Below are 18,916 nucleotides of genomic sequence, written 5' to 3' on the forward strand. Positions count from 1 at the left end.
GCTGTGTACAGGTCTTTGCCAGACCGCTCCAGCATGACCGGCAAGTCACCGCTGCTGATGGCCTCTTCGTATTGCGCCTCGGCCACTTTCTTGGGCTTGACGGTACCGGTCAGGCTTTTGCCGTTCAACTCAACACGCATGCCCAACAGCACGCTTTGCCATCCCAGAGGGAAGGTGTAGACGCATTCGACGTTGTCATCGGACCAGTTTTTGTAGACCTGGCGAACCTTGATTTGGGCCACCAAGCCATTTAGGCGCCCAGTCACATGGGCCGAGACCAGGCCGATGTTGGCTTCCGTATCTTGGGCGTGCAAACCGGTTTGCTTGTTATTCGCTGGCATTGATTTCTTCCCAAGTAGAGAGGACGGAGCGGACAAATAGACGGAGTTTTTCTGGCGACAGACCCGCGGCTTGCGGCTCGAGGTGAAGCTCAAAGCCTGGGGCAATGAACACCTTGCTGATGACAGAGATGTCACCTGCCGCTTTAGGCGGGGGCGGGGGCGTGGTGATGCCGTGGATCAGTTGCTTGATGCGCTCGAGCGAAGTGCCTTGGTCTGCCATAGCCCGAACCTGCAGCACTTGATCCAGGTGCTTTTGGGTGTAACGCGCGTGTTTGCGATCGCCTTCATGCCGGTCAACCAAGCCAAGCTGGATGTAGTAACGAATCGTGCGCAGAGGCAAATCCGTCAGTGCGCTGATTTGGTCCAAGGTGAAAGTGGTGTCCATGTTTTTATCATACAGTAAAACTGTGAAATAAAAACTGTCATTTAAGATGCCAAGGTCCTTGTTGGCTGAGACAAAGTCAAACAACTTTCGTCTGGGCAGATCAAACCAAACCATCTGTGAACTGCCTAGCCCTGGAGATCAGTTGGCGACAGAACTGGGCAGAACTTTTGGGGCATCCGGATTAACTGGTGGATGGTGATCACTAACAAAGGGTTGCCGTCATTTCTACTCTCCGGATTTTCCGGTGGATGGCAGGACCTTGACCCGCCCGAGGAATGTCAACACAGGGCTGGAAGCGCTTGCACTTGCTGCAAAGGCAATCTTTCCTGCCTGAATCCCGCCGTTCGCGAGCCCCCGCTATCGCGGCAAAGTTGACTTTAGATTTTGGGTGAAATTTCATTCGCTTGGTGCCTCATGGTGCCAAATTGCCACGCTTTTTGTTACCAGCAAAACCCACTTCCTAGTCAAGGTCAAGCACCGCTGGTATGTGTAGCCAGTCGCTATTAGTACGTGCCTCGGCCAGTAGTTGATTCCAATCGTCCGGAGGATGCCCACTTTCCAGCATCTTGCGAAATACACGATAGGCATCGCCACTGCTCTCGTAAGCGCGTTTGGTGCCCTCATCGTTCACCCACGCCAAAATGATTACTTTGCTAGGCGCGTGATAGCGGAAGAACAGCCGGTATTGCTGGAAGAACTTGGCACGAAACCAATGTTTGTGGTCGTCGCCCAGCGTGTTGCCTTGCCGGTATTCAGCTCGCGCCGGATCTTGTGGGATCACCTCAAACGCCAGCTTGGCAATCGCTGCTAGTCGTTTGGCGACATTTTTCTTTGTGAATCCGACCGGGTCTTTGTGCTTCAACGCCTCTACCTGCCGAGTGAGCGCTTCAAACTCGTCGAGAAATAGTGGGTGTGCGAAGACTGTCCAACCATTGACCACCAAAGGAATATGCTTCCCTCCGCTCATTCATCGTCTGCCGACAGGGCAGCATTGAGATCGATTTCGATGCCGTCTACCAGCGAGTGGATACGTTGTACGAGTCTGGTGTCGATGGCCTGAATCCGTTCTGGGTGTTTGGCAATGTCGCGGGATAGAAAGTGCAAGAACTGACCGAGTATTGGATCGTCTTTCTCGGTAGTTTCCGCACGGGAGAGTACGACCTCGCCGTCGGGACGGATCATGTAGTGAATCTTGTCTCGCTTGCCCAACCTCAGGGCCCGGCGAACTGTTTCCGGCACTGTTGTCTGGTAGCGGTCGGTCAAGGTGGATTCAACTTCAAGGGTAGCAGCCATAGCGCACTCCGTTTAAATGGATGTTAGCAAGCATGGTAATGCAATCGCCTTGTCTTGTCAATGCAACTGCATTACCATCTGGTGCACGAGGCTAAAATTTCGGTATTGCTAGAGAAATATTACATGCCCGTCAACATCCTGAACCTGCCAGGCCTGAGTGTGTTGGACTTCAAAGAGACCGATACCTAGTACCACGTCCAGGCTGAGCCGATGGTCATCTCTAGGCTTTGCCCGCACTGCGGGCGGTCCCATGAGACTGTCAGGCATGCGCTCAAGGAATTGTTTATTCAGGATATCCCCTCCCACGGTAAGAGTGTCGCCATTCACCTGAATGTGCCGCGCCTGCGATGCAAACCATGCGATCAGACATTTACGGCCACGGTGCCCGAGATTGACACCATCCGCCAGATGACCGAGCGCCTGGTCAAATGGGTCGGACGGCAATCCCTTGAGTAGACCTATGCAGAGGTGGCCAAGCAGGTTGGCGTTAACGAAAAAACTGTCCGCAATGTGTTTGATGCGTATGTGGCTGAACTTGAACAAGAGTTCAAACGCGATACCCCTGTCTGGCTGGGCATTGATGAGATCAAGCTGGGCCGGTTTAGGGCAGTCTTTACCAATGTCCATGGGAAGTCTCTAGTCGATATGCTTCCTGACCGGTACGGCACTTCCATCGAATCCTTCCTGCGTTCATTGCCTGACAAGGCCAAGATCACGCACCTGGCCATGGACATGTGGCGACCGTACCGGATTGCCGTCAGCAAGGAACTCCCACAAGCCAGAATCGTGGTGGACAAGTTTCATGTGGTGAGTAAAGCCAATGCCGCATTGGAAGCGGTGCGACGCAATCTTGCCAAGACCGACAAGAAGCATGCCTTGGGCCTTAAACGTTCGCATAAGCTTTTCGCCAAACGCAAGGCGGATCTGGATGATTCGCAGTACCTTACCGTCTCGGGTTGGCTCAACAGCTTTCCGCTGCTGGCCAGCGCCTACGACCTCAAAGAACGACTGTATGCGATCTACGAGGTGCAAACCAAAGAAGAGGCTTGGGGTGAATACCTGCATTGGGAGAGCACCATACCGCCCGAGCTGGCTAAGGCGTTCAGACCGGTCAAGACGGCATTCAGAAACTGGCAGCCGTACATCCTGAATTACTTCGATGATTTGAGGATCACCAATGCATTCACGGAGAGTTTCAACGCAAAAATCAGACGGGTCTATCGCAATGGGCGTGGGTACACGTTTGATCGACTGCGGGCCAAGGTGCTGTTTACCGACAGGCTGCAAAAGCGGATTGCGGTTCAGGAGAAGGTCAAAATCAGAAAGAAGCCAAAGTTTGAAGATATTCAAATGGTGCGAATGATGATGAGTTTCATTGACATGGTGGCCGATGAGTTCGAGACCAGAAATCAGACCAAACAAGTAAACCTTGGAACTGACCTATCCACCCTTGAGGCTGAAATCGACTCTGGAAAGTTTTGATTCGTTAATTCATAAATCCACCGGAAAATCCGGAAACCCAACTTTTGTTACCGCCGATTCCGCTTGGTTTGGCTTGAAAGGGCAATGCGGATCGAGATCTGACCAGTCGGTTCGATGGTCACGCACTGGTCAAATTGAAATCGGCGTCCCTGATCAAATCTCCATCAGAGTCAACATTTAGCGATATCAGTGAAGCCGTGAAGGCCCTTCAGAAAGCCATCTGGGGGGCTTTTTGCTTTCTAGGCTTAGGTTATTTATTTAATATTTAAGTATTATCTTTAGGCGTCGGGAAAATACAAAGAAAGAGGACTGCAATTAATTTTCAACAATTAAAATAGTCGATTATTTAATTATTTTTCGACAATTAAAATTGTCGACAATTCCAATGCTGGAAGAGGGTAGCTATAGCCAGCAGCAGGGGTGTCTTCGCTGTCCAAAAAAGGATCGACCAAGGACAGGTTTGGGGTTTAGGGGAGACTGCGAGCGGTGCTTTGGCAAGGGTCTGGAAGCGGGGAGGGCAGGGCCGGCCCTTTATCGGAGGCTCAAGGCAAAAAAAGGCCTAGAAGTTTTATCGGAGGCTCGAGGTGAAAAATCTTCAATTTCAAAACCCTCTGACCCCATATAGCTCCCCAAAGGCCGCTAACGACCCCATGAGGGGGCTGAGCTCGTTTCTCGCCCATGAAGCATGGCCATAATCTTCTAGAGGCCTCTTGGCGACCCGCAAAGAAAGTCAGTTAACTCCGAAAATACCCCGAATTAAATTAAACACAAAACTCATGCTTTTTCGCATCTTGCGCAACAACGTTTGAAGGGGTCATGCTCGCTGCGCTCGCTCCAACAGTTGCGGCCTGCGGCCTAAATTTTTTTGGAATGGCTTAGGCCAGAATGCATTGCCCGCTAACTCAGATTAAGCCGGCTTAGAGAGTAGTGCCGATTAATTTGCACAAAATAAAGTTTGTACAAATTAAATTATTTTGCACAAATTAAAATTTGCACAAATTCACGGGTTACGAAGGGTGGCCATGGCCAACGGACGGAGTTCTCCTGGCAGCCAGAAAAAAGGATCGGGCAAGGGCGGGTTTAGGGTTTAACGGTGGCGGATTCCAGGAGCTAGGGTTGGGCTCGGAGACATGGAAAGTGGGGTAGGCTCTTTAGGAGAGTCTCACCGGCAAAAAAGGCCTAGAAGTTTTAGGAGAGTCTCACAGTGAAAAATCTTCAATTTAAAAACCTAAGGACCCCTGATGCCCCACCATAAGGACGTAACGACCCTCTATGGGCCCAAACTCGTTTCCCCATCCCCAAGATCACCATAGCCGGCCAAGTGGCCTGCCAGCTTTCCTGCAAATAAAGCACGCCAACCACCCCAAAACCCACTGAATTAAATTGCTCACAAAACCCATGTTTTTCCGCATTTTTCGCAACAACGTTTGAAGTGGTCACGCTCGCTGCGCTCGCTCCAACAGTTGCGGCCTGCGGCCTACATTTTTAGGTGACGGCTCGTGTGGTGGACGAGATCCGCAACTCACATGAACGATGGATTCGTCGTTTCACTCCGAACACATCTGGGAGTTGGCGTCTCTCTCCCAAGCTAAGTGCTGAGGCTCGTACCTAGCCTGGGCACTTATCTCTCCTTCGCCTTTCATCTGACGCATGTTTGTGGCGCAGCTGACTCACAGGGACGAGCCTGTGTTTCATCTGTCTCTGATTCCCCGGCTGCCGCTTATTGGACTGGCCCTTGTTCCATCTGGCGCATGTTGCTGGGCGCTCGCAAGACTGTTTTTTCATGGTTGCTCTCTTTCATCTGCCAGTTGTTTTGGGGACGGCTCAGTCATGGATCTTGCTAGATGCTGATTAAATTAAGAAGCAATCTCCACGCCTTCGCCTTTCACCGGTTGCATGGCGCATGTACCTGACGCATTCGTGGTTTCGCCCTTTTTTCATCTGTCACTTAATGTTGCAGCTATTTCCCGGCTCGGTGACTACGACCTGATGGTTGCCCGATAAAACCCGCTTCACTAAATGTTGCCCGATAAATCCCGCTTCACATGGACGAAGCATTTGCCGGTACCCGTCAAACGCATCTGCAAGCCGGGCTTTCTCTCCCCGCTGAGTCCATCTGAATGCCGGGTTTTCTCTCGGTTGTCGTTTCAGGTCTTCGGCCCGCCTAGGGCACTGTCCCGCGGCCTGATGTTGGCCGATAAATCCCGATTCACATGAACAACACATTTGCCAGCAGAGCTGTCAAATTCGTTTGCACCCCGGGATTTCTCTCTCTGGGCCAGGCTATTTTCTCAGCCCCACCGCGTAAATTACTCGCTGACCGCTCCCAATTTCCGAGATGCGTCTGAAAAAATCTAACGCCTTAACTTGGTCGGCCGCTATGCACGCGTGGATGGTCATGAAGCTGTTTCGGCCTATTCGTCCAATCGCCGATGATTTCGACCAAGAGGTCGAAGCTCCTCGCCGCTTGAACTCATACGACGGCCTGAATAACCCACCCCGCTTAACTCATCTGTCACTCTCCGGCTCAGTGACTACGGATTGGTTGAAAGGTATTTCAAAGGTTCAATCCTTCGGCCCGCCTGGAGCATGGGATCAGCCACGCTCCAAAATGAACGGCAGCTTCAAAACCCATCTTTTTTCTTGCCCGGTGGAAAAACGTCTGCCTGCGCGGCCTTAGCCGCAATGTCGTATGGTTTTGCCCACCTTCGTTTGTTGGATTCCTCGCAAGCTTAGATGTATTCCCGATCCGGTAAACCCAATTTAACGGCGTTTTAAGGCCGATCTTCATCGGTTGCGCCATTGGTGGACATCAACCACATTGTTGGGGACGGCTCAGTCATGGGCCTTGCTGGATCCTGATGAAATCAAGCAGCAAACCCCACGCCTTCGCCTTTCATCTGATGGCACTTACCCCGCGGCCTGATGTTCAGCGATAAATCCCGTTTCACGAATTGTTGCCCGATAAAACCCGCTTCACATGGACGAAGTCTTCGATGTCCCATCGAATCCATCTGCCAGCCGGGTTTTCTCTCGCTGTAAGACTCGTTTGAAACCCGGGATTTCTCTCAGGGTGCAGGCTATTTTCTCAGTCCTACCGTGGTGATAGTCGCTCGCTCCCATCCCCCCGATACGCCTGAAAAAATCCTACGCCTTAAATTGTTCAGGCCGCTATACGCTAACGAAGCAGTCTTTTCCCGGCTCAGTGACTACGACCTGTTGGTTGACCGATAAATCCCGTTTCACATGGACGAAGCATTTGCCGGTGCCCGTCAAAAGCATCTGCCAGCAAGGATTTCTCTCAGGGGTTTTCGAGAAACAGGTCTTCGGCCCGCCTAGGGCGTGTTTGCATCCGCCAACCATGGATTTACCATCGCATTCCAGCTGCAAATTGAACAGAACAGATGCTGTCTTGGCGCCAGCTATTCACCGCTTTTGGCAGATGCAGTCGTCGGCCCTACGTCTTCGCTAGCGCGAATCCTCCCCGTGCCTTCCTCCTTTCGTCTGTTTGACGCTTGAGGTCAGTTGCAGCGACTTGTTGATGACGTTCTCCGGCTCAGTGACTACGGATCGGTCGAAAAGTGTTTCTCAGCGCTCGATCCTTCGGCCCGCCTGGGGCAAGGATTTCAGCTACAACTTTGGGTGACGGGTGCAGTGGAAAAAGCGCGGTAAAAAAATGGATGGCAGCTTAAAAAATCCATTTTCCTTGCCCGTTGAAATTGAGGATGGCAACGCCGCCTTAGCGGCATGTGGATGGGAAAGGGGAGTGGGACGGCCAAGATCAATCTCGGTGATTCAACGACCAATCTCTCTACACGTACCATGGATTGAAGCGGTGTCCTCTTCAAAGCATTCAGGTAGCAGGATTTGTCGTTGACTATCAAACCAATTGCTGCCTGCCTTCGCGAATACACTTTTGGGTGACGGGTCAACGCGCTATCCAGGAAAACCATCCACAGATTCAGTGGATAACTCCATGCCATCAATACACCAAAACAACGCCCACAAAGCCTTTTGGTTGGTTGCTTAAAAATTAAGCAGCCCAGCCAGATGCAGAGAAGGATGGCTTTAAACGCGATTTGAGCCGTTTTGCGGTGTTTGGTCAGCAGCGGTCGGTTGGAGTCTTTGCGCGCCTTGGTGGCTTGTTTCGTAGGCTTGGCCGTGGCTTTACGCATCGGAGAAACCAAAGCGCCACATCACCACTGGTGATGGCCCAGATCTCGGGACGCCCAAAACTTGTTGCAGCCCTACCCAAGTGCTTTGCCGGGCTGAGTTGCTAGGACCGGTTGCCTTGCCGCTTTGTCCACGCATGGCCGCCAACATTTACCGCTTCCTAGCCTCTACGGTCGTCGGTGCTACGGTCTTGGTGCAGCCACTTGGCTGTTCAAGACCTCCCCGCACCTCCTTCCTTTTGTCTGCTGCGCTCAAGTTGCCCACAGTGTCAGTGCTTGGGTTCCCGTGTGCGTCGGCCCTACGTCTTTGAGCAAGCTCAAATCCTCCCCGTGCCTCCTTTTCAATATCGCAGCACTTTGTGGCTGGTGGCGCTTGGTTGGCGCAATCGTTTTGTTGGCGAAGGTGTCCGGCTCAGTGACTACGGATTGGTTGAAAGGTGTTTCAAGGATTCAATCCTTCGGCCCGCCTGGGGCTTGGTGATTGCATTGTTGAATGCATCCCCAAAATGATCTGCGGCAACAAAAACCGCCTTCTTTCTTGCCCGGTGGAAAGATTGGCAGCAGCGCGGCCTTAGCCGCATTTGGTGGCTTCATGTTCCCGCCGACCAAGATTTGACAAACTTGTGGAGAAAGTGACGATCGAGCTGTCTCCAGGCCGTTAACTGGGCAAGCACTGGGCAAACTGAAATCGGCGTCCCCTGATCAAATCGTCATCGGCGTCAACAAGCCGCATTGACCCGTTTTATCAGTCAGTTCGAAGGCCGGATGTCCAAGGACTGATCGCTGCCTCTTTTTACAAAACTCCGTACAGCCTCGTAACCGGGTGAAAATTGACGCTGGACGCAACAACGAGGGTGCAGCTGCCCACCTCACCACATCCTCGCTCGCCACCGCCGCAAACTGCCCAGAGCGGCCAAAGGCAGCGATTACAAGATGATCAAACAGCGCTTCAAGGGCTCTGTGAATCGGTGTCAATGCAGGCCCTTGGCATGACAACGCATCAGCGATCAGGCAAGGGCCTGTCTTTACCGTCTACCAAATTAGCCAAAACAGTGGATAAGACGGGCATGAATTGTTTTTCATGGCCTAGATGATTTGCAAGTTGGTAAACCTGAGCGGCAGCATCAGCCAAATTGGTGATGCCGCCATCATGCGCTGCAATTTTTCGGTAGTACTGCAAGTCCTTAACAGCGATGCTCATCATTGCTTTGAAGTCTGAGTCATCGCCATTCAGCGTCCACTGCATAAAGCGTTGGAACATCACGCTGTTACCGCCTGAGCTATCGACGACATCTTTCAATACCCGCATGTCCAAGCCGAGTCGCAACGCTGTTGACAGCGCCTCTCCAACGACGGCACTGGTGGCCAAAGCGAGGAAATTATTCACGAGCTTGATGGTGTGGCCACTGCCAAGCGTTCCGGTTTCTATCAGGGTGGTGGCATAAGTCCGGATCACAGGCATGACGCGCTGCACAGTCGCAGGCTCGCCACCTACAAAAGTGCTCAGGGTGCCCAGTTCCGCCTCCTTGGGGGTTCGGCCAAAGGGCGCGTCAACCATATCAGCCCCTTTTTCTCGCAGTGCTGCTCCTATCTGTCGTGTGGAGTCGGGTTCGGATGTTGTCGAGTCGATCAAAACAAAGCCTGGCCGAGCCACAGAAAGAATACCGGACGCACCGAATACAGCTTGCTCAACATGACGGCTAGAGGGCAAGCACATGAACACCATGTCACAGTTCGAGGCCAGTTCTGCCGGCGAATGGGCCTCTTGGGCGCCACGGCTGAGTAAATCTTCAACCGGTTCGCGGTTTTGATGGCCGAGCACGGTCAGAGCGTAACCTTTTTCAAGGATGTTCTTGGCGGCGCCATGCCCCATGAAGCCTACGCCCATGTAGCCAATTTTGGGTAATTGAGAAGTCGTGTCAGTCATAGATTCGGCTTGCAGTTGCATTTTTCCGGATAAAACGCCAGTCATAAGTGACACCCAGCCCAGGGCCTGAAGGTACCTGAACGCAACCATCGCTACCAACGCAGTCGAGTTGGTCGGTGTAGCCGCAGGTGTAGACGGGAGCCACCATGTTGGGACAGTCAGGGCCTACCAGCGCCAACTCGTAATAATTGCTGTTGCGCATGGCTGACATCAGGTGCCTGTGCGCCGGACCGCATGCGTGGACTTCAACGTCCAGCCCCAAGGCCTCGCCCAGATGTGCGATTCGCAAGCCACCCGTAATGCCATGGTCGTATTCGGGATCGACGCGTAAAAAATCGGTTCCGCCCGCCAGCACAAAATCTGCCTTGGGCTCAATGCCACGGACATACTCGGTGATCAGAAGGGGCGTTTTGATCATGCCTCTGAGCTTTTGATGCATGAAAGCTGACTTGCCGTTGTCGCGCATCGGGTCTTCGTACCAGAAATAATTGCCTTCATCGCAAGCCCGACCCACATACAGAGCATCTGAGAATTTGCGAAGCTGGTTGGCGGGATCGAGCATCAAGGTCATGCGGTCGCCGACCGCCTGAGCTACATGAAGCACGTTTTCTGCTTCTTTGCGGGCGTCGCCATCATTCCAGCCATGAATTTTGTAAGCCCGAAAGCCCAAGGCATAGCACTCTTGGGCAAAGTCAGCATAGGCTTCTTTGCAGTTGAGACCGGCCTTGTCATCGCCCAAATAAGTGGATGCATAAACCGGCAGCCGGTCGCGGTAACCGCCCAGCAACTCCGAGATGGACGCGTTGTATTTTTTACCTGCCAAGTCCCAAAGCGCGATGTCCAACGGACCATGTCCCATACCTGACCACTGCCTTATTTCCCGTTTCAGATCGTCGTAGATTTCTTCTCGTGCCAAAGCGTTGCGACCAATCATGAAAGGCGCCAACATGTCCATTTCGCCACGGGTTGCAGGGCTGGCGACCCAATTGGTAACGTACTCACCGCGCAGGCCATCATCGGTGGTGATGGCGATGGCATTTTTTGTGGCACGAATCGAAGCCCCTTTTTTGTAGGTGATCAACTGGCCAACGCCGGTGCGCTCCTTGTTGGGAGAGTCAAACTCAAAATCAACGATTTCGATAGATTTGATGCGGCTCATACGGGTCTTCTCCTGGGTTTTTTTGCTAGAGTTTTCGGGCTAATAGTTTCGGATTCACCAAGTAGTCTTAACTTTGAGCGCTCCAGATGGTCGTGCATTTGCCGGTAAGCCAACTGATGCTGACCGGCTTGGATTGAGTCAAAAATGCTGATGTGAAATTGACGCGCTTCTTCAGTGAAATGGTTGCGATCGATATACAGGCGTGCAAGGTGCAGGTGTGTGTTCAGATCCATGAAGGTCTTGAGCGCCGGTTCATTGCATGCACCCTTGAAAATGGCCCTGTGAAAGGCCTCATCTGCATCGCTGAAAGTTTTGAATCGGCGGTATCGTTTAGCCAGCTCGGTGGCCTCCATTGCCTGCAAGGCCTGAGACATTTCAGCCAGTGCTGCGGGATCTTTGTGTTTAGCTGCCTCTGCAGCAGCCCAGGGTTCGAGCACCAAGCGCAACTCGTAAATTTGCCGGTAATAGTCAGGGCTGGGCATGGGCGCCACCTTGGCCCCGACGTAGGGGGCAATTTTGACCAAGCCTTCAGCCGATAACCGGCCCAGTGCCTCGCGCACCGGCGTTGCACTAACCTGCAGCTCACGGGACAAGGCCTCGATGTTCAATTTTTCGTCAGGCGCCAACAAACGATCGAAAATTCGCTCGCGCAAAATTTCGTAAATCTGATCCGGCAGAGCGACCCGTGCAATGAGCTGTTTTAAAGCCATGTTTGACGCAACCATTTGTACCCACTGAGGCTTGCAAAGGATGCTAACCCTAGGGAAATCACTAGCTTGTATAGGTCTATAGGATATAGGACTATGAATTCTTTGCAATAGGAGTTGATATGCGATTGACACGCTCATTACCGGCAATGGTTACGGCCTTGTTAGCAGCCTTTTTAGCCACGGGTGTTGCGGCACAAACTGTTTTGCGGTTTGGACACGCAAACAGTCCGGGCGAAGTCGCCCATGATCTCTATAAGGAATTTGCAGACAACGTGACGAAAAAATCGGGCGGTCAGTTGACTGTGCGTGTTTTTCCGTCTGAACAACTGGGCAAAGAAGTTGATCTGCTGCAGCAATTGAAGTCAGGCGCATTGGACATCTCGTCTCCTTCCATGCCAACACTCAACTCAATGGTGCCGGCATTTGAAATGCCCAGCGCACCGTTCCTCTGGAAAGACTGGAAAGAAGCGGAGACTGTCATTCGCGGTCCGGCGATGGAGCCCATCTGGACTGAATTAAAAGACAAGCACAACATTGTGCCGCTCACCAAGATCTGGTACTGGGGGTGGCGCAATTTCACCTTTGGAACCAAAGAGGTGCGCAAACCAGAAGACATGGCGGGTTTGAAAGTTCGCGTCCCTGAGTCCCCGATTTGGGTAGAAATGGTGCGCGGATTCGGTGCGGCACCCACCCCCATTCCATTTGGCGAGGTGTACACAGCACTGCAGCAAAAAACGGTTGATGGACAGGAAAATCCGATCCCCACTATTTTTTCACGCAAGTTTTACGAGGTGCAGGGCGTGCTTTCCATGAGTCGCCACATGCTGCAGAACAACACAATATTGATCAACAAAAGCAGCATGGAAAAGCTCAAGCCTGAATTGCAAAAACTGTTGATTGATGAAGCCGCTGCCGCATCGGCTAAAAATTCGGAAATGCAGCAAGCTCGAGAAGTATCGATGCTTGAAGACATTCGGAAGTCTGGAAAGACCCGAATCATTGACAACCCGGACCGTGATGCTTTTGCTGCCAAAATGGTACCGGTCTATGTCCGTCTGGAATCCCGCTGGGGAACAGAAAACTGGAAGCGTGTCCGTACAGAAATTGATCGCATGCGAAGCGCCAAATAAAACCCGACCATGTCATTTTTGCGATTGCTCGACAGGCGTCTTGCAAGGCTTGAAGACCTGTTGATCATGGCCATGATGGCCACGATCGCCATCCTCTTGGGTCTTGGCGTGGTGCTTCGGTATGTGTTTAACAACCCGCTGACTTGGGCAGAAGAGTTTGTGATCACCCTGTTCGTGTGGTCGGTCATGCTGGGTGTGCCTTCTGCCTTGCGTTCACGTATGCATATCCGAATTGATGTCGTGATCATGCGATTGTCAAACAGGGGCCGAAGGTTCATGGGTTGCATTGCCTGCTTGGCTGGGCTTGTCATCATGTGCGCCGCTGTTTATGCCGGGTATACCCACACAGCAGGCGTGTGGACCAGCAAAACACCCATGCTTGGGTTTTCAATGGGATGGATTTTTCTGGCCATGCCCGTTGGTTTCGCCTTGACGCTTTTTCACGGCATCATGATCCTGATGGAGGAAGGGCCGGAGCGGGTCTTTCAAAACGCAACGGAGACCGTGATCGATACGGCTCCAGTCTGAAAACGCCATGCTAACTTTGCTGCTTTGTGTATTTGTCGGGCTTCTTTTGTTTGGTGTGCCTATTGGCTTTGCAATGCTAGGTGCATCGATGCTGGTCATAGGGCTCGAGGGCATACCGGTGTCTGTGGTAGCGCAACGCGTGGCCACCAGTGTGCAGTCTTTTCCATTGCTGGCCGTGCCCTTGTTCACTTTGGCCGGCGCCTTAATGAACGAATCTGGCATCAGCGAGCGGTTGTTCAATTTCACCAGAGCGTTTGTAGGGCACATTCGCGGTGGTTTGGCGCAGACAGCCATTGTGGGCAATGTTTTTCTGTCGGGCATATCTGGATCGTCAGTCGCTGACTGCGCAGCAACATCCCGTGTTTTTGTGCCGCAACTGACCCAGGCTGGTTACGGCCAAGGATTTGCAGCTGCGGTGTGCGCTGCGGCAGCCACTCTGGGGCCCATCATTCCGCCTTCCATATTGATGGTGATTTATGCATGGCAGGCCAACGTTTCACTCGGAGACTTGTTCATTGCGGGACTGATTCCGGGCGTCATCATGGCGCTCGCCATGATGCTGGTCATTGGTGTGACAGCCCATCGACGTGGGTTTCCGAAAGATGCGGCTTTCAGCGGCGAAAAGCTATGGTACGCATTCAAAGAGGCCTTGTGGGCTCTGGCGATGCCTATTCTTATATTGGTGGGTTTTCGCATGGGCGTCTTCACGGCCACAGAAATTGCAGCAGTGGCTTGCGCGTATTCGCTGATCGTAGGCTTGTATGTTTACCGCACGTTAAACTGGAAAGGCTTGCCTGCAATTTTGCTGACCACGGGCCGTGAAACGGCAGCCATTTTGGTGATCGCTGCGGGTGCCGCTCCCTTCGGATGGATTCTGGGCATCGAACAAGCACCGCAGCAAGTGGCGGAATTGCTCACAGCCATCTCCAGAGAGCCTTGGGTCATTTTGCTGATTCTGAATGTGGCCTTGCTGGTGGCAGGCATGTTCATGGAAACGCTGGCCATCATGATCATTTTGGTGCCCATCCTGATTCCTCTTTTGACAGAACTTCAAATCAATCTGCTTCACTTTGGCATCGTGTTGCTGGTGAATCTGGTGATTGGACAAATCACCCCACCTGTCGGTGTTTTGATGTTTGTGGCCAGTTCGGTCTCCAAAACCCACCTGGGCTTAATCGTCAAGGAAATCGGCCCATTCATCATTGCCTTGATTGGGGCGTTGGCGCTGCTCACTTATGTGCCGCAGTTGTCGACATGGTTGCCGCAGTACCTGAAAACCTGAAGTCGATCTCACTTGGGATAGGTGCAGTTACGGGTTGTGTGCCCAGACCCTCGGCATATACGCGCAAAAAAACAGACACCACACCTGCAAACGCGGTAAAAACCAATGACCCGTGTGCCACCACACGCAGGTCTCAAAGATGACAAATTAAAAAGACTCAAGCCCTGGGGTCAGTTCATTTCCCGTTGCCAGCAGGGCGCGTTGGCCGAATAGTGGCAGCAACATTTGTTGAGAGCATCCCCAAAATGATCTGCGGTAACAAAAACCGCCTTCTTTCTTGCCCGGTGGAAAGATTGGTAGCAGCGCGGCCTCAGCCGCATTTGGTGGCTTCATGTTCCCGCCGTCCACTCTTTGACCAACTTGAGGGGGCGGTGCCGATCGCGCTGCGACCAGACCGTTCATTGGGCACGCACTGGTCAGTCTGAGTCAGTCTGAAATTGGCACTCCTCACCAAACCGGCCTCGGAGCCTAAAATTTGAGTATGAACAAATTCCTTATTCTTCTGCTGCTCGCGCTTGCTCCTGTGGCTTCACTACAAGCTCAGGACGTGCGCAGCTCTAGCGGCTCGCTCATTGGCCGCATCTCTGGCAACGAGGTGCGCAACTCGAGCGGCAACCTGCTCTACCGCCTAAATGGCGACGAGGTGCGTGACGCCAGCGGCCGCCTCTACCTGCGCCTTGATGGTTCCGACATACGAAACGCCAGCGGCTCGCTCCTCGGCCGGTTTGACGGGCAGGATGTCCGCGACTCCAGCGGCCGCTTGTTGGGTCGTATCGAAGGCAGCGACGTGCGCAGCGCCAGTGGCAACCTCATGGGCCGTGTTTCGGGCGTTTCGGGCCGCCATGCGGCGCTATTTTTCTTCTTCCTGCATTGAAAATGATCACGCCGAAGACGATTTGACTGGCTTCAGAGGGTAGTGCCGATCGTGCTGGAACCAGACCGTTAATGGGGCACGCACTGGTCAAACTGAAACCTCCTCCTTGATCAAAACGTGGCCGGAGGGGAAAAAGTGCCTCGCGGGGGAGATTTTTACAGGGGGAGGGCCGGAAAATTCCCTCGCGTGGTGGTTGTCGTCAAGCACGGGGCGGAAATTGGGGCGGAAATGCTTTTAAAGTAATACCTTCAAATCCCCCCAGCCCACCATTCACAAGGGCTCGGATAGTCTCCGGGCCCTTTTCTTTTGGCTTTTCCCCAGGGAAGCGCGGGGCAGTGCTGCGGGTGGCCGCCCGCCGAAACGCCCGAAATCGGCCACTTTATCGGACATTGCCGTCTCTGTTCTCCGTTTGCCCTGCGGGTAGGCGCAGCGGGTGTCCCAGCGAAATCAACGTCTTACGCGCGCCAGTTCGCTGTCAACCAAGGGCACCGGTCGACATCGAAAGTTCGAAACTGGTGAAATGGTGACTTATACGTTACCATTCGGCCCATGAACTACCAGATCAAAGAACTCCTGCTGATCGAGGGCGACAGCCCCTTCGCGAAGTGGTTCGGGTCGCTGGAGGCCGTTGCCGCCGCCAAGGTGCGTGTAGCCGTCAGCCGGATGGAACAGGGCAACCTGTCCAACGTCGAGTGGTTTCGCGGTATCGGGGAATACAAGATCGATTGGGGACCGGGCTTGCGCATCTACCTGGCCAAGGACGGTCTGAAGATCATCATCCTGATCGGCGGCGGCAACAAGAAGCGCCAGCAGAAAGACATCGACCAAGCGGTCGCGCTGTGGGAAGACTACAAGCGCCGCAAGGCATCAACCAGACAAGGAAAGTGAATATGGCACTGACTCGCGATTTCAAAGAGACCGTGGCCGCGCGCGTTCAGAACGATCCGGCCTTTGCGCAGGCGCTTCTGGACGAGGCCATCACCCTGTTTGTCAATGGCGAACCGGAATCAGCGAAGGTGATCCTGCGAGACCTGGTGAACGCCACGGTCGGCTTCGAGGCGCTGGCCGAGGAAATTCACAAACCTGCCAAGAGCCTGCACCGAATGCTGTCGAAATCGGGCAACCCGACCATGAGCAACATCTCGGCTGTGTTTGCGGCCATCAAGCGCGCCCTCAAGGTCGAGGTCCACACCCAGATCGTGATGGCCTGATTTCAGACATCAAACCCCGTGACCACCGCCCGCTGCGCCACCCAGTCCGTCGGCAACGGGTTCCGCTGAAACCACAGCAGACTCATGCACCGGGGCTGCTGCCCGGCCAGGATGGCTTGGATGATGGCAGGCTCGAGCAGCGTCAATCGGAGCAGTTCGTTGACCGTCGAGTGATGCAGACCTTCACGCTTCGCGATCTCGCTGCCGCTGGCGACCACGCCATCGCCGAGCAACTGCTGCCAGTAGAAGGCCCGCGTCAACGCCACCAGCAGGGGTTGGTCGATCGGGGTGCTTGCCCTGCCTGGTGCCGCTGGCTGGCCGTCGGGCCGTACCACCACCTTGCTGGCGCCCCGTCTGCGAATCTTCAACGGGATGAAGGTCGAGAGCTTGATCCGGCCAGCGTCCTGGCGCTCTCGAGCGACGGGGGCGCCCAGGGTCTGGAGTTTGGGTCTTACGCTGCCGCCTCGATCTCTTGCAACTCCGCGCCAATGGCCCCCGGTAGCAGATCACAGGTCAGCTGCTGCCAGCCATGCGTCAGCAGTCATATCAGCGGCTGTTGTGCAGACCTTCCTTTACGGCCGACGTCAGGGACTACCTGCTTTACGGGAGTGGTAACAGCTGCCTTGTTGATGTGCCACTGAATCAAAAAGGCGCGCTCAAGAGATTTGCAGGCAAGCGAATTCGCTTGGTTTGTGGCGGCAAGTCGAATCGGTACAGTGGCCGCTTCTATTATGCGAAGGCAGTCACCCCAGCGCAGTGAAGTGCTGTCGGACGGTCGATTGCGGATGAAGGCGGCCTCTGTAGGCGACTCACGAGACATCCCGAACCCGACCCTTCGGGGCGCTCCTGTTCGCGCTAGGCAAGCCGGCATCAGTTCACACGGACAATTCAATAAAGCACGTACTTGTTGACAACCACCGACATTTCCATATTATGTCGGGATGGTCTCAACGCGTTCAAACCAAGCACAGGAACTTCTTCAGGAAAAGGGGATGGTTCGCGCCCATGAGCTCGCCCGGATCGGCGTCGCAGGTGACACGCTCCAGCAACTTCTGCGCAGTGGCGCCCTCGTCAGGATCAGTCGGGGCCTCTATGCCGCCCCAGACAGAGCGCTGAACGAGCATGATCAGCTGGCACAGCTGGCGATCAAACACCCCCACATGGTGTTTTGTCTGCTGACTGCGCTCCAGATCCATGGGCTGACCACGCAGGCTCCGCACGAAGTCTGGGTGGCGATCACACCCAACGCCAGGGCACCTCAGGGGAGCTATCCCCCGCTTCGCATCGTTCGGTTTTCTGATCCGGGCCTGCAGGTCGAGACCATATCGCTCGACGGTGTCGTGCGTATTCCTGTGACCTCGGTCGCCAAGACCGTAGCCGACTGCTTCAAGTTCCGCAACAAGATCGGACTGGACATCGCGCTCGAGGCACTCAGGGATGCCTGGCGCCAGAAAAAGGTCACCATGGATGAGCTGTGGGAGTCGGCCCAGCTTTGCCGGGTGGCCAACGTCATGCGCCCGTACCTGGAGAGCCTGGCATGACGAAGCGCAATCAAGGCGCTTCCGTGCGTGCGCGACTGCTCAACAAGGCGCGGGCCGATGGTGTGGACTTTCAGTTACTGCTCACCCGCTACGGTTTGGAGCGATTGCTGTATCGGCTGAGCGTCTCGCCTGAGCGGGACAATTTTCTGCTGAAGGGCGCACTGCTTTTTGACCTGTGGTACGACGTGCCGTTACGCCCAACCCGGGATATCGATCTGCTGGGATTTGGACTGGCGGAAATTCCTCTCCTTGTCGCCGCCTTTGAAGGGATCTGCGCGATTGAGGTCGACGACGGCATGGCATTTGATGCGGCATCGATACGTGCGGACGAAATCCGAAAAGAGGCCAACTACGCGGGGATCAGATTGACGTTGATCGGCACGATTGATGGGGCGCGTTGCCCCGTGCAGATCGATGTCGGTTACGGAGATGCTGTCACCCCTGCGCCGGAGTCAGCGCGTTACCCGGTGATGTTCGATGACATGCCAGCACCCACCTTACGGGTCTATCCACGGTACACGGTGGTGGCCGAGAAGCTGGAGGCCATCATCTCCCTGGGCATGGCCAACAGTCGGATGAAGGATTACTTCGACTTGTGGGTCATTCTGCGAGATACCGAATTAGACCAGGACATTCTTGTGCAGGCGGTCGAGGCCACGCTGAATCGCCGCGGTACAAGAAAGCCTTCAGCTTTACCGATTGGCCTGACTGAGCAGTTTTCGAGCGATCGCCAGAAGCTCATGCAATGGGCAGCCTTCGTTAATCGCAATCAACTGACGGCCGCGTCTCTGGAAAAGACTGTGCAAGATCTGCGAACAGCCTTGATGTTTCCTTTTCAAGAGACACCTCGCGGGTGAGGCACCATGCGATCAGTCGGGGAT

At 53.9% G+C, this 18,916-nt stretch carries 20 protein-coding genes; 11 read left to right on the top strand and 9 right to left on the bottom strand.

Annotated elements, in window-relative coordinates; all coding sequences use genetic code 11:
* The 4 genes from B9Z49_RS19640 to B9Z49_RS19655 form a co-directional block, all read right to left on the bottom strand.
* The coding region (locus B9Z49_RS19640) for a VIT domain-containing protein (RefSeq protein WP_199225122.1) at nucleotides 1-341 on the bottom strand (341 nt) is incomplete at its 3' end.
* Nucleotides 328-726 (bottom strand): helix-turn-helix domain-containing protein, encoded by a 399-nt coding sequence (locus B9Z49_RS19645; RefSeq protein WP_158273550.1) that lies wholly within the window; start codon nucleotides 724-726, stop codon nucleotides 328-330. The genes B9Z49_RS19640 and B9Z49_RS19645, both read right to left, overlap by 14 nt.
* 460 nt (nucleotides 727-1,186) lie before the next feature.
* Complete coding sequence (locus B9Z49_RS19650; RefSeq protein ID WP_108355134.1) at nucleotides 1,187-1,693, bottom strand: type II toxin-antitoxin system YhaV family toxin; 507 nt, start codon at nucleotides 1,691-1,693, stop codon at nucleotides 1,187-1,189.
* Entirely contained in the window at nucleotides 1,690-2,019 is a 330-nt protein-coding gene (locus B9Z49_RS19655) for a type II toxin-antitoxin system PrlF family antitoxin (RefSeq protein ID WP_108355135.1), read from the bottom strand. The genes B9Z49_RS19650 and B9Z49_RS19655 overlap by 4 nt, the downstream gene beginning before the upstream one ends.
* 60 nt (nucleotides 2,020-2,079) lie before the next feature.
* On the opposite strand from B9Z49_RS19655, the gene B9Z49_RS22425 reads away from it, so the two are divergent.
* The 3 genes from B9Z49_RS22425 to B9Z49_RS19665 are packed head-to-tail and all read left to right on the top strand — an operon-like array spanning nucleotide 2,080 to nucleotide 3,501.
* Complete coding sequence (locus tag B9Z49_RS22425) at nucleotides 2,080-2,208, top strand: hypothetical protein (RefSeq protein WP_255418934.1); 129 nt, start codon at nucleotides 2,080-2,082, stop codon at nucleotides 2,206-2,208.
* A 21-nt stretch (nucleotides 2,209-2,229) separates the two neighbouring features.
* Entirely contained in the window at nucleotides 2,230-2,475 is a 246-nt protein-coding gene (locus B9Z49_RS22585) for a transposase family protein (protein WP_108355136.1), read from the top strand.
* Between the two features lie 12 nt (nucleotides 2,476-2,487).
* Nucleotides 2,488-3,501, top strand: coding sequence for an ISL3 family transposase (locus B9Z49_RS19665; RefSeq protein WP_108355137.1), 1,014 nt, complete (start codon nucleotides 2,488-2,490; stop codon nucleotides 3,499-3,501).
* Nucleotides 3,502-7,127: 3,626 nt separating this feature from the next.
* Here B9Z49_RS19665 and B9Z49_RS21680 read toward each other — a convergent pair.
* From B9Z49_RS21680 to B9Z49_RS19680, 4 genes are all read right to left on the bottom strand, one after another.
* A complete protein-coding gene (locus B9Z49_RS21680; protein ID WP_146188568.1) occupies nucleotides 7,128-7,676 on the bottom strand; it encodes a hypothetical protein in 549 nt (182 codons plus the stop codon).
* 997 nt (nucleotides 7,677-8,673) lie between these two features.
* Nucleotides 8,674-9,621 carry an NAD(P)-dependent oxidoreductase gene (locus B9Z49_RS19670; protein ID WP_158273551.1) on the bottom strand — a complete coding sequence of 316 codons (948 nt, stop codon included), beginning with the start codon at nucleotides 9,619-9,621 and terminating at the stop codon, nucleotides 8,674-8,676.
* Nucleotides 9,593-10,759 (bottom strand): enolase C-terminal domain-like protein, encoded by a 1,167-nt coding sequence (locus B9Z49_RS19675; RefSeq protein WP_108355139.1) that lies wholly within the window; start codon nucleotides 10,757-10,759, stop codon nucleotides 9,593-9,595. The genes B9Z49_RS19670 and B9Z49_RS19675 overlap by 29 nt, the downstream gene beginning before the upstream one ends.
* Nucleotides 10,756-11,469, bottom strand: coding sequence for a GntR family transcriptional regulator (locus B9Z49_RS19680; RefSeq protein ID WP_158273552.1), 714 nt, complete (start codon nucleotides 11,467-11,469; stop codon nucleotides 10,756-10,758). Before B9Z49_RS19680 ends, B9Z49_RS19675 begins: the two co-directional genes overlap by 4 nt.
* A 119-nt stretch (nucleotides 11,470-11,588) precedes the next feature.
* On the opposite strand from B9Z49_RS19680, the gene B9Z49_RS19685 reads away from it, so the two are divergent.
* The 6 genes from B9Z49_RS19685 (at nucleotide 11,589) to B9Z49_RS19710 (ending at nucleotide 16,494) form a co-directional block, all read left to right on the top strand.
* The gene (locus B9Z49_RS19685; protein ID WP_108355141.1) at nucleotides 11,589-12,599 is read left to right on the top strand and encodes a TRAP transporter substrate-binding protein; all 1,011 of its coding nucleotides are present in this window, start codon (nucleotides 11,589-11,591) and stop codon (nucleotides 12,597-12,599) included.
* A gap of 66 nt (nucleotides 12,600-12,665) precedes the next feature.
* Nucleotides 12,666-13,127 carry a TRAP transporter small permease gene (locus tag B9Z49_RS19690; protein ID WP_158273553.1) on the top strand — a complete coding sequence of 154 codons (462 nt, stop codon included), beginning with the start codon at nucleotides 12,666-12,668 and terminating at the stop codon, nucleotides 13,125-13,127.
* 7 nt (nucleotides 13,128-13,134) lie between these two features.
* A complete protein-coding gene (locus B9Z49_RS19695; RefSeq protein WP_108355143.1) occupies nucleotides 13,135-14,409 on the top strand; it encodes a TRAP transporter large permease in 1,275 nt (424 codons plus the stop codon).
* Nucleotides 14,410-14,932: 523 nt separating this feature from the next.
* Nucleotides 14,933-15,283, top strand: coding sequence for a 5-fold beta-flower protein (locus tag B9Z49_RS19700; RefSeq protein ID WP_146188569.1), 351 nt, complete (start codon nucleotides 14,933-14,935; stop codon nucleotides 15,281-15,283).
* Nucleotides 15,284-15,832: 549 nt separating this feature from the next.
* A complete protein-coding gene (locus tag B9Z49_RS19705) occupies nucleotides 15,833-16,171 on the top strand; it encodes a type II toxin-antitoxin system RelE/ParE family toxin (protein WP_108355145.1) in 339 nt (112 codons plus the stop codon).
* Between the two features lie 2 nt (nucleotides 16,172-16,173).
* The gene (locus tag B9Z49_RS19710; RefSeq protein WP_108355146.1) at nucleotides 16,174-16,494 is read left to right on the top strand and encodes a DNA-binding protein; all 321 of its coding nucleotides are present in this window, start codon (nucleotides 16,174-16,176) and stop codon (nucleotides 16,492-16,494) included.
* Between the two features lie 2 nt (nucleotides 16,495-16,496).
* Here B9Z49_RS19710 and B9Z49_RS19715 read toward each other — a convergent pair whose 3' ends face one another.
* Nucleotides 16,497-16,928, bottom strand: a complete 432-nt coding sequence (locus tag B9Z49_RS19715; protein WP_108355147.1) for a hypothetical protein — start codon at nucleotides 16,926-16,928, stop codon at nucleotides 16,497-16,499.
* A 507-nt stretch (nucleotides 16,929-17,435) separates the two neighbouring features.
* Here B9Z49_RS19715 and B9Z49_RS19720 point away from each other — a divergent pair.
* Nucleotides 17,436-18,035: an AbiEi antitoxin N-terminal domain-containing protein gene (locus B9Z49_RS19720; protein ID WP_108355148.1), complete on the top strand. Its 600-nt coding sequence runs from the start codon at nucleotides 17,436-17,438 to the stop codon at nucleotides 18,033-18,035.
* A complete protein-coding gene (locus B9Z49_RS19725; protein ID WP_108355149.1) occupies nucleotides 18,032-18,892 on the top strand; it encodes a nucleotidyl transferase AbiEii/AbiGii toxin family protein in 861 nt (286 codons plus the stop codon). Before B9Z49_RS19720 ends, B9Z49_RS19725 begins: the two co-directional genes overlap by 4 nt.
* The last annotated feature ends 24 nt before the right edge of the window (nucleotides 18,893-18,916 follow it).

Origin of the sequence: Limnohabitans sp. 2KL-51, from assembly GCF_003063645.1 — a bacterium.
In the GTDB taxonomy this organism is placed as follows: domain Bacteria; phylum Pseudomonadota; class Gammaproteobacteria; order Burkholderiales; family Burkholderiaceae_C; genus Limnohabitans_A.